This window comes from Paenibacillus alkaliterrae, assembly GCF_021532375.1.
Taxonomy (GTDB): Bacteria; Bacillota; Bacilli; order Paenibacillales; family Paenibacillaceae; genus Pristimantibacillus; species Pristimantibacillus alkaliterrae.
Window position 1 is genome coordinate 1 of sequence record NZ_JAKGAP010000077.1, and the last position, 16,386, is coordinate 16,386.

Genomic DNA, 16,386 nt, shown 5'->3' on the forward strand with positions numbered 1-16,386 from the left:
CAGGATGTGCAACACAAAGAATGGACAGCCCAGGTCAAAGAAGTCTACGAGAAATCACGTAAGCTCTACGGGAGCCCAAAAATCACACAAAAGATGGAGGAAGCCTCTTTAATAGACGGATGTACCCGCAGACAGACCTTCTTTAAAATTGTTCTGCCGATGCTCGCACCGACATCCATGACCATCGCCATTTTGAACGTTCTGTGGATATGGAATGACTATTTGCTGCCATCGCTGATCTTAAATGATGAAAAAAATTATACGATGCCGATCAAAATGAAAGTGTTCAACGGAACTTACATGAATAACTGGGAATTGTTAATACCAGCCATCCTGATGACTATCTTGCCTATTCTAATTACGTACTTGATTGGTCAAAGGTTTATTATCAAAGGGATCAGTCAGGGAGCAATTAAATAAAAAACGGGATAGGAAACCATACAGAGGAGTCGAGTACAGTGGGGAGCAATTGGTGGAAAGAGGCAATAGCTTATCAAATTTATCCGCGCAGTTTTATGGATAGCAATGGGGATGGAATTGGCGATTTGCAAGGGGTCATTTCCAAGCTGGACTATTTAAAGGATCTCGGAATTGACGTCATTTGGATCTGTCCGATGTACAAATCCCCAAATGACGATAACGGCTATGATATATCGGATTATCAGGATATTATGGATGAGTTCGGTACGATGAACGATTTCGACCAGCTTCTTCATGAGGTGCATCAGCGGGGAATGAAGCTGATTTTAGATTTAGTGATTAACCATACTTCAGACGAACACCCTTGGTTCATTGAATCCCGTTCCAGCAAGCATAATCCGAAAAGGGACTACTACATTTGGAGTGACGGGAAGGACGGAGCCGAGCCCAACAACTGGGAAAGCATATTCGGCGGTTCGGCTTGGGAATACGACGAGCTTACCGAGCAGTATTTTATGCATATTTTCTCCAAAAAGCAGCCTGACTTGAATTGGGAAAATCCAGAGGTCCGTCAAGAGCTGTACGCAATGGTCCGCTGGTGGTTCGAGAAAGGGATAGACGGTTTCCGTATCGATGCCATTACTCATATCAAGAAAGTTCCAGGCTTTCCCGACCTGCCCAATCCGGACAAGTTAAGCTTTGTGCCTTCGTTCGAGGGGCATCGAAACCGTGAGGGCATACATGAATTTCTCGAAGAGTTTAAGCGCGAAGCTTTGGATAATTATGATATTATGACTGTCGGAGAAGCAGGCGGGGTAACGATTGAAGATGCCGAGCTGTGGGTAGGCGAGCAAAACGGAAAATTCAATATGATTTTTCAATTTGAATGCAATGGACTTTGGGAGAAGAGTGTGGACGGCGGCTTGGATCTCTATACCTTCAAAAAAACTCTTACCCGGTGGCAAAAGGGGCTGGAGGGGAAAGGCTGGAATGCGTTGTTCATGGAAAATCATGACCTGCCTCGTTCTGTTTCTATCTGGGGAGATGACCAAACCTACTGGGACAAGTCTGCAAAAGCGCTGGCCACCATGTATTTCCTTATGCAGGGAACCCCTTTTATTTATCAAGGCCAAGAAATTGGGATGACCAATGTGAAGTTTGAATCAATTGACGATTACAACGATGTCTTGGCGAAAAATATGTATCGGATCGAAATTGAGAATGGAAAAAGCCACGATGACATTATGCAGGTCATTTGGAAGAACGGCCGGGATAATTCCCGAACTCCTATGCAATGGAACGATCGAGATGAAGCAGGCTTCACAGCAGGGATCCCTTGGCTTGCGGTAAATCCGAATTATAAACAAATCAACGTCCAAGAGGCATTGCAAAATCCGGATTCTATTTATCATTACTACAAAAAACTGATCCACTTGCGGAAAACGGATCTGATTGCTGTATACGGAACCTACGATCTCATTCTGCCGAATCATAAGAAGATCTATGCTTATACCAGAACTCACGGACTTGAAAAACTGCTTATTATTGCAAATCTATTCCCGGAGGAAACCGTTTTTAACTTGCCCGGAACTTTTAAATACGCTTCTTCAGAGCTGTTAATTTCAAATTATCCGGTTGACCAAGAAGAGAAAATCCAAAAAATTCCGTTAAGGCAATACGAAGCCAGAGTTTATCGGCTGCAATGCAAGTAATGGTCGGTTACGGAACAACGGTAGTAATACGCATAAACATGCGATGCATACTTATAAATATAAAAATTCAAGCAAAAAGGGGTGAGAATTTGAAGATATATGTCGCTGACAAAGGAGATACGCTTAGCTCGCATCTTCACTCCCGATTTGCTCCTTAATGGACGCCCATTCATACCATTCCTGCCTGGGTGGCACGGGGAGGAACAGAAAATCAGGATGCTCCCTTAGCTCCTTCATGCTTAGCTCTGCATTTTCACGCGACACAGGAATGCCTTCCAGCGACTTTTGCTGATAAGACACTCCCAGTGCGGGAACAACTCCGTTTGCCGTTCCACTCGGCCAGCCGTTCTCATCATAGCACCACGCTTCCAATCCTTGCGCTAGCGCTTCATCTGCTGCCACTTCAACAGCGTCCATGAACTGCTCCCCCATATAGGGCATGCTTAATCCCTGCCGCGTATGCATGAAAAAGCCGCCCAGCCCGCCCTTCTTCATCTCGCTAATCTGGCGGCGCAGCTCCTCCGGCTCCAGCTCGTCATTCCACGACCAGAACGGCGCGCTTCGATAAGCAGCAGGTGGATTTATAAAGGTTGACTCCTCAAATGGATTAGATTTATGGATAGTTTTCAGGTAAGCTCTCTCCTTTAATGGGTCTCCGGCTTAAAAACATAAATTTCTGCGAGGAGGTCATTGTCATTATGTTTAATAACGTACTCATTTGATATGCTTATTAATGAAGCTAATGGCTTTATCCCATTTGAAGCGAACTATGCCTACTGCTCTCTTTTACCTTATGGATTATAAAGTGAAATGAACGTCAGCGTAATTATGCGCAGCAACTAAATCTAATACAGAAACAACTTTGCCCATACGCCGCCTCTACAAAAAATCCATTTATTATTTATTCTGCCGTTCACTGTAGATGGCGCACTGTATAAGCCACAGTTCCTTCCTTGTAGAAATGTAAATTATTGTTGATATGCGATATCGCATATGCTATAATTAACTAAATTCAAAGGCAATGAAACCTAGGGTTCAACCTCGTTCAAGAATGAGGTTGGGCCCTTTTTTTCATGCCTTTTATCTATTTTAAAGGAGCGATCAAACCATGCAATTAGACGTCATGTATCACAGAATGAAACAAAACTGGTCCTATGCTTACGATGAGAAAACGCTTCATATTCGACTGCGCACAAAAAGGGATGATGTTGATACTGTCGTCCTACATTGTGGGGATAAGTATGGCTGGGATCATACGAATTCCTCCGTTCCCATGGCGATATTTGCGTCAGATGAACTATTCGATTACTGGGAAGCAGCTATTCAGCCGCGATACCGCAGAACCGTCTATTATTTTGAAATTCGCAACCAAGAGCAAGTCGTGTATATGCTCGAAAAAGGATTTTTTGATGAGGCCCCTGATGTTATTTATGAAGGATTGTTCGATTTCCCTTTCTTGAATCCTATCGATATTATTTCTCCTCCAGCATGGGTTAAAGATGCGGTATTTTATCAAATCTTTCCTGAGCGCTTCGCTAATGGGGACAAAAGCAATGACCCAGAGGGTGTGTTGCCTTGGGGCGGAACACCAACTCCTACTAACTATTTTGGCGGCGATTTGCAAGGCGTACTTGATCATTTGGATTACTTATCCAAGCTTGGCGTTAATGCCATCTATTTCAACCCATTATTCCAAGCCACTACGAATCATAAATACGACACGCAGGACTATTTCAAGGTTGATGCACATTTCGGTACAAATGAGAAGCTCAAAGAGCTGGTTGAAGCCTGTCACCAAAGAGGCATTCGCGTCGTGCTCGATGCGGTATTCAATCATTGCGGCAATACGTTCCCTGCGTTTGTTGATGTTGTCAAAAATGGACCTAAATCAAAATATGCCGATTGGTTCTTCATTCGCGAATGGCCGCTGGATGTGAAGGACGGCATCCCGACCTACGATACGTTTGGCTTTGAACCGATTATGCCGAAGCTGAATACTGAGAACCCAGAAGTACGGGATTATTTGCTTAGTATTGCTCGGTACTGGATCGAAGAAATTGGAATTGACGGCTGGCGGCTTGACGTTGCTAATGAAGTCGATCATCATTTCTGGCGTGAGTTCCGCAAAGCTGTTAAGGAGATCAATCCTGAGGCTTATATTTTGGGCGAAATTATGCATGATTCCATGGCGTGGCTGCAAGGCGATCAGTTTGATGCCGTTATGAACTATCCTTTCACAAACGCACTTTTAAATTTCTTTGCTTATTCTCGGATTGATGCAAATGGCTTTGCTGATGCCATTCAGCGGCAGATTGCCAGCTACCCGCGCCAAGTCAATGAAACCTCCTTCAATTTACTCGGCAGCCATGACACGACTAGGCTGTTGACGTTGTGCCAAGGCAATAAAGATCGGCTTAAGCTTGCGTATTTGTTTGAATTAACGTTTGTTGGCGCTCCTTGTATCTACTACGGTGACGAGATCGGTATGGACGGCGATCATGATCCTCATAACCGCAAATGTATGGAGTGGGATGTCAACAAGCAAGATCAGAACTTGCTTACTTTCTTCCAAAACATTATCCATCTTCGTCTGAAGCAAGAAGCGCTTCGTACAGGAAGCATCCGATTCTTGGCTCAAAGCAACAAGCAATTGCTTACCTACGAAAGAGAGAATGCCGATGAACGCTTCCTTATCGCGATCAATAATTCGGATGCTGTAGCAGCTTACTCACTTAGTGAGAGCAACGAATATGAATGGATCGATGCGCTTTCCGGTGAGTCTATCAAATCCGGTACCAAGCAATTAAGCTTGCCAGCTTTCGGATACTCGATTCTTAAAGCTAAGGTTAAAGTTAAAGCTGGCGTGTAATGATGGGATCGTCTTAAAATGAACAAAAAAAGGTCGAGATCAGGGTGATAACCCTGGCTCGACCTTTTTTTCTCAACACGAAAACTAACCTACTATCCTACTCAACAAGTAAAAATAATCGCCTGATACGGCTGAAGCTTCACCTTATTCGCTGATAGAGCGGCAGATGATAGCTGTTCCTGCCTGAAATGGCTATCAATTCCCACCTTCCAAGCCGCATCAACATTCCGGAAAGGCGCCAATGACAGCTCCACAGCCTGATCTCCACTCAGATTAAAGCAGCAAATCAGTCGTTCCTCTTCGTCCATATATCCATACATAACAACATGTTCTGGAGATTCGGCGACAAAAAACTTTTCTGCATCCATCAGATTTCGCTTAAGGCTTTTGAATTCATGAAGCTCAGATAACAACGGAATCATCGATTCCGACTTTGACCAATCAATTTGCATCCGGTTGAAGAACGCCCGCGGAATGTCAGCTCCATCTGTATTATCGCCTAATCCGCAATTCAGCGGCAGCTCTTCGTTCATTTCAAATCCAGTCGTAATATATGGAATAGCATTCGGCAAAAACCCATTTAACACAGCGATCATTCGTGCCAGCGCTACGCCTCCCCTGCTCGTAATACGCGGGGTGTCCGCCGTCTCTGCGCAGGCAAATACATGAATGGCAAGCTGCGGAAGCTCCCGCAAGTATTCGGTTAAGTTGTCTTTGGTAATGTCAGTCATAATGTTCCAGCCACTGCCGAGCATAATGTTATAACCCACTGCAGCCGCTTTCTGGTGATTGCGATTAAATAGATCCTCGCTAATGAGCAGCGCTTCCGGCTTGATTGATTTTACCACATCAAACATCTCATCAAGCAGCGGAACCGGCAGCACATGCCCAATATCGATGCGGAAGCCGTCAATGCCGTACGTGTTTAAATTGAAGCGCAGCCCTTCAATGAGCAAATCCCATAATTCACGGTTCGGCTTCTTTGCCGGGTAATAGTTGCATTTGATCGTATCAAATAATACATAAGGTGCTTGATCCGGTTTAATTAAATGCTCCACAAGCGGATTGTTATCCGCATACAAGCGCAGGAACGTAATGTCCGTCCATATTGGCTGAACATCATTGATCCAGTCCGAATGAGCAGGGGCCGTCGTAATCCCCATCTCCTCTTCAATTAAATGAAGCAACTCCTCGCCTGTCTCTTGGGAACGATGCTTCAACTGCAACCAAAGCTCCTCATTCAGATCATTAGGCGGCAACGAAAATTTCGCTAAAAAAGCTGCCGTTTCTCCACTTCGATACACCGTCTCAAGCTTGTCCGGTTTGCATTCCTCGAAGAAATCAAGCTCAGGAATTGGCGGCGGCGCGAAGCCCTCCAAAGCTTCGTTGTGAATCCAATACACCCACTCAGGATGGTTACGAATCAAATCACTGTTTCTTGCAGTGACTCTAGGAATAAAGTCCACCGTCACTTTAATATCAAGGAGATGGCATGCTGCTACAAGCGCAGACATTTCATCATTAAGCGTTATTGAAGTCATATCATCCAACAATGGATCATGAAGATTTGGATCGAGTTCGAACATCGATTGTACGGCGTACGGTGATCCGATATCACCTTTTAAGTTAATTGTGCTGTACCGTGTCACCGGGAGCATGTACAAAATGTTGACGCCCATTTGCTTGAGCAGCGGAAGCAGCAGAATCATTTTTAGAAAAGTTCCAGACTCAATGTTTCCGTCATGATCAGTGTCCCAAGCAGTAGAATAACGAACAAGTGAGGAGTAGATTACACTTTCATCCAGATTGGTTGCTTCCTCCAAGTGGTAACGATGTGCGTCTCTGCCCAGCTGCTCCAAATGAGCATCCAGAAACGGATATGCTGCAACCAATATTTCACCTTGCTTCACCTCCAAAATATCCGCATAGCCACAAGTGTTCCAGACAGCTGGCAGCCATACTAGCGTTGTGTTATCACTAATGCGTGAGCGTATAAATGAAGAAATACGAGCCAGCGGGGACAGGTCCTCTAGAACCATTGCTTGTTGCTCGGATGGATGATTATGGAGTTTCGTGTTCATTTCCACCTTCACCTTCCCCATCGTAAAAGATAATTTCGGTAAACTCTGTTTGATGATCTGTTGGCTCCCATGTTTTCGAAAATAAACCAACACTGATGACCGGCTCGCTTATTTTAAATGAACAAACTAGCTCCCAGTCCGCTTCACATTCATGCTTGACACGGAAATACAGCTCGTCACCACTTGCTTCGATACACAATCGATGTTTTTCTTGCACATCCGGTCTAGCAAACAACTCGTAGTTGTCCGTTCTCTCCGGGTAAAATACACCTAGCAGCTTGCGCCGGGCATTGCCAAACATAATTTTGCTATGATCCTTGAACTTGACGATTAGACCGCTATGGTAGCATGGGCCGTATTTGTTGCGATTTACCACAGTTGCTTCCATGCGGAATTGCTCCTTCGTCGGTGTTGCGAGTAGCTGAGGTGCTTCATCCTTCACGATCCACGTATCGTCGATTCGGGCTGTCGTATGAATCATGGTGAGGCTGTCCCCTTGCCTTACTCCGTTTTGTGCATTCAAATTGAATTCCGCAAAATTACCGATTCCCGCAGAAGCTTCCTCGTTTAACGACCGTTCATGCAAATTAGCTCCTGCCAGCAATTGTCGAAGTGTATGGAAAAACATCGTCTCCATCTGGGCTATCCGCGTTGCTTCTATTTTAAGGTCTTTCACCTCATACCTGCGATCAGCTACCCGATCAAATAGTGCCAGTCGGAATTGTTCCCATTCCTCGCCGATGGCAATGCTGAGCAAGCGCAATTCATCAATACCCGACTGTTCCACCTGCAAAGATTCCATGAAAGAAAATAATTGATCATAATAGACTGACTTATAGTTAGTCAATGGTATAAGCTTTGTAAGTCTGGATGTATCCCTGCGAACCTCGATTTCCTTCAGCATCTCTTCTTCTAAATAAATGATAAGTGAGCTGTCCTGCGTCCAACGCTCCAGCAGCTCCAAATGCTCACATAATAATGAGCGCTTATTCATTACTTCTTGCACGTCAGCCCGTTCTTCCAGCGATAACAAATACGGAATCGAACCTTCTGGGCACCAATGCTGTGCATAAAAGCGGCTCATGCTGACTAATTGCTCCGTCTGAATGACGAAGTCCTTATAAACCGGCAGCGCCCCTCCTTCAATATGCATATTGTCCATCACATAAACAAGGTCACGCTTCGCGTCGTAGCCTTTTATAACAAAATAATGCGTATGCGGCTCGCCTAAATAATGATTGGAATAATAGAGCCCATACAAATCCCCGGGAACTAACATCCGCTGCCCGTTCCTCAGCCCTTCCTGCAATAATGCTCTTAGCTCATTAGCATCGTTGAAGGTGACTTTACTTATATCCAATTGAAAAGCTTCTTTCAGCTTTTTCTCATATAAATCCACAAAATCCGCATTCGGCTCCGCCTCACGTTCAAACGGACTTTCTTTCCACTTATCTGCAAAAAAGGTCATATAAAAATTGTAGCGGAACAGGAACAGCTCAAAATATCCGCGTTGAAACGACTCAAACAATATCGCCATCGGTTTCGTAAAGCAGTTAACCTGCTCCCAGCGATAGGCGTCACGATTCGTTGTTATCGCGCCATTAATGGTAATGGTGGAAACTACCTCTTTGTTCACCGAAGTGTCTTGCCATGGCTCGAATACAAAAGCTCCATGCCGCTTTCGCAGCCGTTCCGCAAGTCCGCTCGCGGTTGGCTCGGCATACATATCCGATGCTTGTACCGGAATTCCGCGATCCTTCATAACAGAAATAACTTTTAATACATGAAGTGAATGCCCGCCTACTTCAAAGAAGCTGTCGGAATGACTAATATCATGTCCAGCCAAGATGGACAGCCAGCAATTCACAATCGTTCGCTCGAGCGAATGTTCAACAGCTGCTGCTCCATCTTCCGTTTCGCCAGCTTCCGGCAGCGATACAGTCGCATGCGACGTTGTTAAACGCTTAGCAGCTTCTACGGACATTGCCTCTTCTAACTTCACTACTTGGGTTTTTGATGTTTGCGATTCAGCCATTAAAGCTGCTTGAGCTTGCGATACTTCTGTCGTTTGCGGGTCTGGCAACGCTTTACGATCCACTTTGCCATTTGGAGTAAGCGGCAATTGCTCCAATTGAATATATCGGGAAGGAAGCATATATCCCGGCAAATGTACCGCCAATTGACTTCTTAGCTCAGAAGACTCAAGCGGCCGATTCACCTTCACATAAGCAATCAACTCTTGAATGCCACTTGGGCTGATCCATACAACGACAGCGGCCATATGAACCGCTTCAAGCATCATCAGACAGCTTTCAATCTCACCAAGCTCAATCCGATATCCACGAATTTTGACCTGCTGATCCATCCGGCCCAAATGCTGCAATTGCCCGTTTGGCAGCCATTTCGCCATATCGCCTGTACGGTACAGCTTTTGCCTAGACTCGAACGGATGCGGCACAAACTTCTCATACGTCAGCTCCGGCCGATTCCAATATCCCCTTGCTAAGCCATAACCCGAAATACAGAGCTCACCAGCCATGCCGATCGGCAGCAGCTCCTGATGTTCACCTAAAATATAAACGGAGGTATTGGCGATCGGTCGCCCAATCGTAATAGCTTCTTCGCTTGTTAGCTCCTGCATCGTAGACCAAACGGTCGTTTCTGTTGGTCCGTACATATTAAATAATCTTGCATTTGTAATCTGCGTAAGCTGCTCACGCAGCACAGCCGGAAATGGTTCTCCGCCGAGCAAAATATAGTTCAAACGGCCAAGTGCCTCTGCCGCTCCCTCATCCGCAAGCAATAACAGCATTCGGGATGGGGTCGTTTGCAGCCATTGTATCCGCTCGTTAACGATTAGCTTATTAAGCAAAGCGCCATCCACTTGCTCAGCCTCGTCTGCAATTACAATTTTCATGCCAAAAACAAGGGGGGCTAACGTTTCCAATACAAAAATATCAAACGATATCGTCGTCACGCACAGCATGATTGCCCCTTCTTCAAACGGCAACTGTTCCTTCATCGCCGCTATGAAATTAATGAGGGAATGATGCTGAATCATTACGCCTTTTGGCTTTCCGGTAGATCCTGACGTATAGATCATATAGGCCAAATGGTCTGGTGTATTAACAAATGACAACTGGTCATTATAGCGATCACCGCCGTCTATCGATTTATCTAACGGCTCATCAATAGATACCTCTAGACATTTCATCCCTAGCTCTGCCATTGCCTTTTGCTGGCGAAGCCCTCGCTGAACAAGCATCGTCTGTGCGCCGCTATCCTCCAGCAAATAAGCAATTCGATCACGTGGATATGCAGGATCAATCGGCAAATAAGCGCCGCCCGATATTAAGACGCCATAAATAGCGACGATCATCTCTATTGAACGATTCGCCATTATAGCAACGATACGATTAGGACCTACACCAGACTCACGCAATTGCCAAGCGATTTGATCCGCTCTTTTATTCAGCTCCGAGTTCGTCATCTCTTGATCCTTAATTGCAAGAGCAATGGCGTCTGGCCTTTGCGCAGCCCCTTCCTTCAACCATTCCACAATTGACTGGTAACGCGGCAGCTCAAGCTTTGTCTCATTGAATGCATAGAGCTGCTGCCGCCTTTCATCCTCAAGAACAACAGATAAGGAACTTATTCGTTGCTCAGAGTTATTAAGTAATTGCCCAAATAGAAGACGCAGCACAGCAATCGTTTTCCCAATTGACTCATCTGTAAACAGACTAGTCTTATATTGGATATCGATGGTATAGTCATTCTCGCCATTCCAATCATTGATGACAAATTGCAGCGCATTGCCCTGATTACCGCTATATACTTCGCGATGTTTTACAGCCATGCCATCCAGCTCTGTCAACAAAGTTGTATTAAACACGTTAACGGAAACTTGAAATACTTGCTCCAGACCAATCCTGCGCAGCTCAAGCTGCTGAACAAGCAGATCATAAGGATACTTCTGATGAGAGTGACTCCGCCGAATGATACGATTAAGTCTCTCAAAAAACTGAGATACCTGCTCAGTTGCATCCATCTGTACTCGCAATGGCATCGTACTGGTGAATACCCCAAATATTTTCTTCTCCAATTTCCTTATGCGATTAAATACTGGCGTCCCGATGACGAGATCATCCCGCATAAGCGTTCGTTGCAAATAAAGCAGGACAAGCCCCGTCAGCATCGTATTTTCCGTACAGCCAAGCTTCTGCGCCAGCTTTCTGAGCGCCCCCGTATCTTCTTCCCCTAATCGGAATGATTGCCTCGCGCCTGCAATGTAGCTGCTGCTGTCCTCTGGGAACATCGGCTCTGGCAAATGCTGAAGACTTTCTTGCCAAAATAATTGATCACGCTTGGCGCGGCTGGAAGCCAAATACGTTTGCTCCTGATGTCGCCAGCTCAAATATCCGATAGCCTCTTCATCAAGAACATTCTCATCCTGCAGCAATAGCTGCTCATACCTCTTGCCAATACCATCAATAAATAATTGCAGAGACCAGCCATCCCCGATCATATGATGAAACAACGTCAAGAAACCGCAATGTTGCTCACTAATACGGAACATCGTAATCCGAAATAAGCAGCCGTCCATGAGGGGAATAGGCGTATTCTCCTCACGGTTTAACCATTGCTGCATGGCTTGCTCGGGATCATCTTCTACCGAGAAATCCATAAATGCTGTAACGTCTTCTGCAAGTCCACTCTGTACGAATTGCTTCAGCTCGCCGTCCTCCTGTACGAATCGAAGCCGAAACGCTTCATGCTGATGGAGAACCAAACGAATCGCATGCTCCAGCAACTTAAAATCCACTTCGCCCTCGATCCGGCTTAAACAGCCAACGACATGAATAGGGCTTGCTTCATACCGTTGCTCCACGTAACTAATCCGCTTCTGAGGATGTGTTAAAGGAACTAGCTGCACCTCATTTAACACAGATTCCACATTTAATCCCTCCTTTGCGCATCATGTTAGCGACATCTATGCAGATATGCTTTCCTCACTAGTCGTTAAATTCCGTACCCACTTACCTGAGCGGAGCCGCTGCCAGCCAATGACGAACCGAACTAATTCTTCTAATGAGAGGAAAAAATATACCCAGAAAATCGGCTGCTTCCATACAACGGACAGCAGTAAGCCAAGCGGTACGCCGACCAGCCACGTAGCGGTCGATTCCATTGCAAAGACGAATTTGCTGTCGCCTCCACTTTGCAACACGCCTCCAGCCATAATCATATTGGCAACCTTCACCCAAATAAATGCTGCGAACACCCACAAAATATAAACGGAAAGCTGATCTGCTTCTGCGGATACCTGGAACAATTTCGTGTAAAGCGGCGCAATTAGAGCAATCACCACACCTAATACAAATGCGGCAGCAATACCAAACCGAATAAGCCGCTTAGCATATTGTTGCGCAATTACAGGTTCACCAGCTCCGAGCTTATTGCCAACCATAACAGCAGCAGCCCCGCTAATACCGGTCAATAAACCAATCATTAATCCTTGTAACGGGAACGTAATCGTCATCGCTGTCATTTCAACCGTGCCCATGCGGCTATAAATAATCGCATAAACCGCCTCACTTAAAACCCATACCAATTCAGTCAGTACAAGCGGATACATCGTAATGAGAAACTTGTTTGCGAGCGGCCTTGAAATGCTAAACAGATCTTTAAGTGACGTGCCGCCAGGCAGACGATATTTGTAGACGGACCCAATAATAAGCATGCTTTCAACTACACGTGAGATTAAGGTGGCATAAGCCGACCCTGCCAGCCCTAATTTCGGTAAGCCCAAATGACCAAAGATGAGCAAATAATTCAACACAATATTCAAAATGACCGTAAATAAACTAATATACATAGGAAACTTCACATGCCCTGTACTCCGCAGCATTGCAGAGTACAACATCGTCAGCATGGCTGGAACGAAGCTAATTGCAATAATTTGTAAATAAATGCGCCCATCGCTAAGAATGCTGCTATCCTTCGTAAACAAGGACAATAACAAGTCTGGTTTGGCAATGATTATTGCCGCGAACACTAGCGATAATGCGAGACCAACAGCTAATCCAAGGCCAAGCAACTGCGAGATGCTTTTCCGATCCTTACTGCCCCAATATTGCGCCACATAAATCGAAAGCGCACCAGCAAGGCCAGCTAATACAACCGATACAACGCTGTTAATTTTGCTCGCAATACCTACCGTTGCAATAGCGGTATCGCCAAGCTGTCCGACCATCACCTGATCCGTCATAAACAGCAATGACATCACTAAGCTTTGAAGCGTAATCGGAACAGCTAGCTGGAGAAGTGTTTTATAAAAACTATTATTTTCGGCTTTACCCATGTCTGTGCCTCTTTCCTAACAAGTTAACTTATCAGCTTATCAATTCATTCGCTGCTTCTGATCTTACATAACGCATTAACGTATAATTTCTTTTTATTTGAATATCTGCTACTTCAAATTTTTTCGTATACGACAAATCATTGTAGCCTTGGCCGTCTACGAGCGAAATGTTCGAGGCACCGCCGATAATGATTGGAAGCTGCATCAAAATAATTTCATCAACTAAATCAAGATCAAACACATGCCAGTTCAGCATGCCTCCCCCTTCTACCATCAAATGACGGAATCCATAATTCTTTTCTAGTAAAGGGAATAATTTACCGAAATCGACAAGCTCTTGACCGCATACGATCACCTCTTTGCCCCGGCTCCGAATCCATTCCTTCTTTTCTTCGTCTGCTCCTTGCTCTGTCGTTATCATAATGGTACGTTCATCGTCCATAAAAATATTGCTGTCGAGCGGCAAATCCATCGTTCTTGTCGGCACGAGACGAACCGGATTTTTTCCCGTTTCAAAACGATTCGTTAGAAAGGGATTGTCTGTGCAAATCGTATTTTTGCCGACCATTATCCCGTCCACTTGCCCACGAAAGCGATGAATGAACTCCATATCCTCCTGCGTAAACAATTGAAACAATTCCTTGCTTGAATACCCACTTCCGAACGTTAATTTGCCATCAATGGACACTTGGCTGAACACTGTTACTTTCATTCGTTTCATCCTCCCCATTTTTTTCATGCAAAAACTGCTCGATCTGCGCCACAACTTCCTCCGACACATCCACCATCTTGCGACAAGCGCCCTCAGCATTCCCCTGCTCTAGCTCCGCTAGACCTGCCTCCATACCTACCCAAGCTGCAATCATGAACGGGCTGACCGGAATCGGTCTACTCGCGTTCGCCATCACAATTAAGTTTTGTCTGTTCGGGTCTGCGGTCGCTTGCAGCTTCTCCATCGCTCCCGTCCGTACAGGAATTCGCTGTGCCCGCTCTGCCCAAGCAAGCTGGCTCTCATCCTCCAGCAGGAACGCAGCAAACTTGCGAATATCGTCGCCAAGACTGGAGTTAATGGAATCGTTGGGGAAAATAAGTCCAATTGAAGAGGACATCGAAAAGGAAGCTTTGCCAGCAATCGCAGGCAAATGTGCAACTCCCAGCTCATCGCCCATCTCGCGCTGCAAGTAGTTGTAAATCCACTCGCCCGTAATAATTGCACTGATTTGTCCAGCTAAAAACTGCTCCAGCAGCTCGGTCGCACCGTCAAAGCTCTTTAATACGCCTTTTTCTCGTTGACTTTGAACGTAGGCGATAGCCGCCTCCATCTCAGGGGTACCTAGACTCGGTTTATTGTTATGCATCGGCCAGCCGCCAAACGCTGTCAGCAACGGGATGAAGCTGTACGACTGCTTGATATCTATTCCAACAGGTGTAATTCCTTTGTCATTCAGCTCCGCAGAACGCTCGCTCCACTCCTGCCAATCCAGTGGCGGATTCGTATACAACCCGCGATTATAATACAAAGCTAGATGGTTGCCTGTCAGAATAGGCAATCCTGCTTGATAGCCGTCCACCAGCATCGATTGCAAAACATGCTCACCAATAATCCCCTCATACCAAGCAAGCGGAACCGCAGACAACAAAGCACTTTCCTTGTATGACGCCATGTCTGAAGGGACGATTGCCATATGAGGCCCTTCTCCTGTCCGATGAATATGCTTTATTCGCTCCCCCAGCTCCGTAATGCTCATCGACTCCAGCCTAATGTGTACGCCATGCTGCTCCTCGAAATTTTCACATAGCTGCTCAAGCACTTCAATAGACGTATCTCCTTGCCCATCAAATTCATGCCAAATAACAAGCTCCGTCAATTCATCATCCCCTTATCTTTAATCCATTTGTATCTCAAGGAATAAATACGGTTTTCATCGTTTCCTTCACTTGCCCGCTCTCTTGTGCTTTGTTTACGTTCAGCAGCTCCGCAATTGCTATTTCATGCTCATCAAGTCGGTACCTCTTCGTAACCATGCCGTCTAGCTCATTCAATTCCGAAGCAAGCTTTAGCGCGTCTTGAAACGTATTCAGATATTCACCTGCTCCAATCACCTTAATCCCTTGCTGCAAATAGCTCGTCGGTTTGAACGTATGCTGGAAGCCTGCGTGAATGCCAAACGGAACAATTCGGCCACCCCTGTCAACAAAACGTTCTGCGGTATGAAATTGATTGCCGACAGCATCAATAACAACGTCGAATTTACGCTCACCTAACCATTTGCTGACAATCGCTTCATTCAACAGCTCCGGGTGAATCGTAACGTCAGCGACAGAAGCTGCTTGCTGAAGACGGTGGGGATTCACCTCCGTAGCTGCTACGAAGCCAGCCCTTCTTTTGCCTACAATTTGACATAGCAGTCCCATTGGACCAGAGCCAAGCACGAGTACAGCATCGTCATTACGCACTTGCGCCTCATTGTAATTGTGCAGAACACATGCCAAAGGCTCAATGAATACCGCTTGTTCCCAGGTCATATGATCCGGTATAAGATGTACAAACTGCTCATCAGTTACGAAAAAACGCGCAAACGTTCCTGACTCTGTGATGCCGGATATAGCCATTCCATCTCCATTTACCCCAGAGCATAAATGTGGTTTGTCCCTTCTGCAAAATCGGCATTGTCCGCAGCTTTTGTTCGGGTCAATGACTACCCGGTCGCCTACGCGTACGCTAGTAACCTCACTCCCGACTTCAACGACAACACCAGCCGCTTCATGCCCTCTAATGACGTCATAATCTCCCCTCTCCTTGCCTGCAGCCACAGCGAGATCTGTTCCACATATTCCAGTCATCGCAATTTCAACCTTTACTTGCCAAGGTGATCCGATCTGAGGCTCCAGAGCGGTGATAAGCTCCAGCCTATTACTGCGTGACCACACAATTGCTTCCAT

General features: G+C 45.7%; 10 protein-coding genes. 3 read left to right on the plus strand and 7 right to left on the minus strand.

What is annotated here, in order from left to right; all coding sequences use genetic code 11:
• Together L1N85_RS22900 and L1N85_RS22905 are read left to right on the plus strand one after the other, a co-directional pair.
• A partial coding sequence (locus tag L1N85_RS22900; protein WP_235241369.1) for a carbohydrate ABC transporter permease occupies positions 1-420 on the plus strand: 420 nt, incomplete at its 5' end.
• 38 nt (positions 421-458) lie between these two features.
• The gene (locus L1N85_RS22905; RefSeq protein WP_235241370.1) at positions 459-2,132 is read left to right on the plus strand and encodes a glycoside hydrolase family 13 protein; all 1,674 of its coding nucleotides are present in this window, start codon (positions 459-461) and stop codon (positions 2,130-2,132) included.
• 123 nt (positions 2,133-2,255) lie between these two features.
• Here L1N85_RS22905 and L1N85_RS22910 read toward each other — a convergent pair whose 3' ends face one another.
• Positions 2,256-2,597 carry a hypothetical protein gene (locus tag L1N85_RS22910; protein ID WP_235241371.1) on the minus strand — a complete coding sequence of 114 codons (342 nt, stop codon included), beginning with the start codon at positions 2,595-2,597 and terminating at the stop codon, positions 2,256-2,258.
• A gap of 643 nt (positions 2,598-3,240) precedes the next feature.
• On the opposite strand from L1N85_RS22910, the gene L1N85_RS22915 reads away from it, so the two are divergent.
• A complete protein-coding gene (locus tag L1N85_RS22915; protein WP_235241372.1) occupies positions 3,241-5,001 on the plus strand; it encodes an alpha-glycosidase in 1,761 nt (586 codons plus the stop codon).
• Between the two features lie 101 nt (positions 5,002-5,102).
• On the opposite strand, the gene L1N85_RS22920 is transcribed toward L1N85_RS22915, so the two are convergent.
• Genes L1N85_RS22920 through L1N85_RS22945 form a run of 6 tightly spaced genes read right to left on the minus strand, consistent with a single transcriptional unit; the run spans position 5,103 to position 16,386 of the window.
• Positions 5,103-7,082, minus strand: coding sequence for an alpha-amylase family glycosyl hydrolase (locus L1N85_RS22920; protein ID WP_235241373.1), 1,980 nt, complete (start codon positions 7,080-7,082; stop codon positions 5,103-5,105).
• The gene (locus L1N85_RS27735) at positions 7,063-12,036 is read right to left on the minus strand and encodes a non-ribosomal peptide synthetase (protein ID WP_235241374.1); all 4,974 of its coding nucleotides are present in this window, start codon (positions 12,034-12,036) and stop codon (positions 7,063-7,065) included. The genes L1N85_RS22920 and L1N85_RS27735 overlap by 20 nt, the downstream gene beginning before the upstream one ends.
• A 36-nt stretch (positions 12,037-12,072) precedes the next feature.
• A complete protein-coding gene (locus L1N85_RS22930; RefSeq protein WP_235241375.1) occupies positions 12,073-13,443 on the minus strand; it encodes an MATE family efflux transporter in 1,371 nt (456 codons plus the stop codon).
• A gap of 31 nt (positions 13,444-13,474) precedes the next feature.
• Positions 13,475-14,155 carry a dihydrofolate reductase family protein gene (locus L1N85_RS22935; protein WP_235241376.1) on the minus strand — a complete coding sequence of 227 codons (681 nt, stop codon included), beginning with the start codon at positions 14,153-14,155 and terminating at the stop codon, positions 13,475-13,477.
• On the minus strand, positions 14,121-15,311 hold the full coding sequence (locus L1N85_RS22940; RefSeq protein WP_235241377.1) for a sugar ABC transporter substrate-binding protein: 1,191 nt from the start codon (positions 15,309-15,311) through the stop codon (positions 14,121-14,123). Before L1N85_RS22940 ends, L1N85_RS22935 begins: the two co-directional genes overlap by 35 nt.
• A 34-nt stretch (positions 15,312-15,345) precedes the next feature.
• The gene (locus L1N85_RS22945) at positions 15,346-16,386 is read right to left on the minus strand and encodes a zinc-dependent alcohol dehydrogenase (RefSeq protein WP_235241378.1); all 1,041 of its coding nucleotides are present in this window, start codon (positions 16,384-16,386) and stop codon (positions 15,346-15,348) included.

Bases quoted from the DNA above. Each gene is read 5' to 3' on its own strand.
- L1N85_RS22910 (WP_235241371.1), bottom strand. From the start codon at position 2,597: ATGCATACGCGGCAGGGATTAAGCATGCCCTATATGGGGGAGCAGTTC.
- L1N85_RS22915 (WP_235241372.1), top strand. From the start codon at position 3,241: ATGCAATTAGACGTCATGTATCACAGAATGAAACAAAACTGGTCCTAT.
- L1N85_RS22920 (WP_235241373.1), bottom strand. From the start codon at position 7,082: ATGAACACGAAACTCCATAATCATCCATCCGAGCAACAAGCAATGGTT.
- L1N85_RS22930 (WP_235241375.1), bottom strand. From the start codon at position 13,443: ATGGGTAAAGCCGAAAATAATAGTTTTTATAAAACACTTCTCCAGCTA.
- L1N85_RS22935 (WP_235241376.1), bottom strand. From the start codon at position 14,155: ATGAAAGTAACAGTGTTCAGCCAAGTGTCCATTGATGGCAAATTAACG.
- L1N85_RS22945 (WP_235241378.1), bottom strand. From the start codon at position 16,386: ATGGAAGCAATTGTGTGGTCACGCAGTAATAGGCTGGAGCTTATCACC.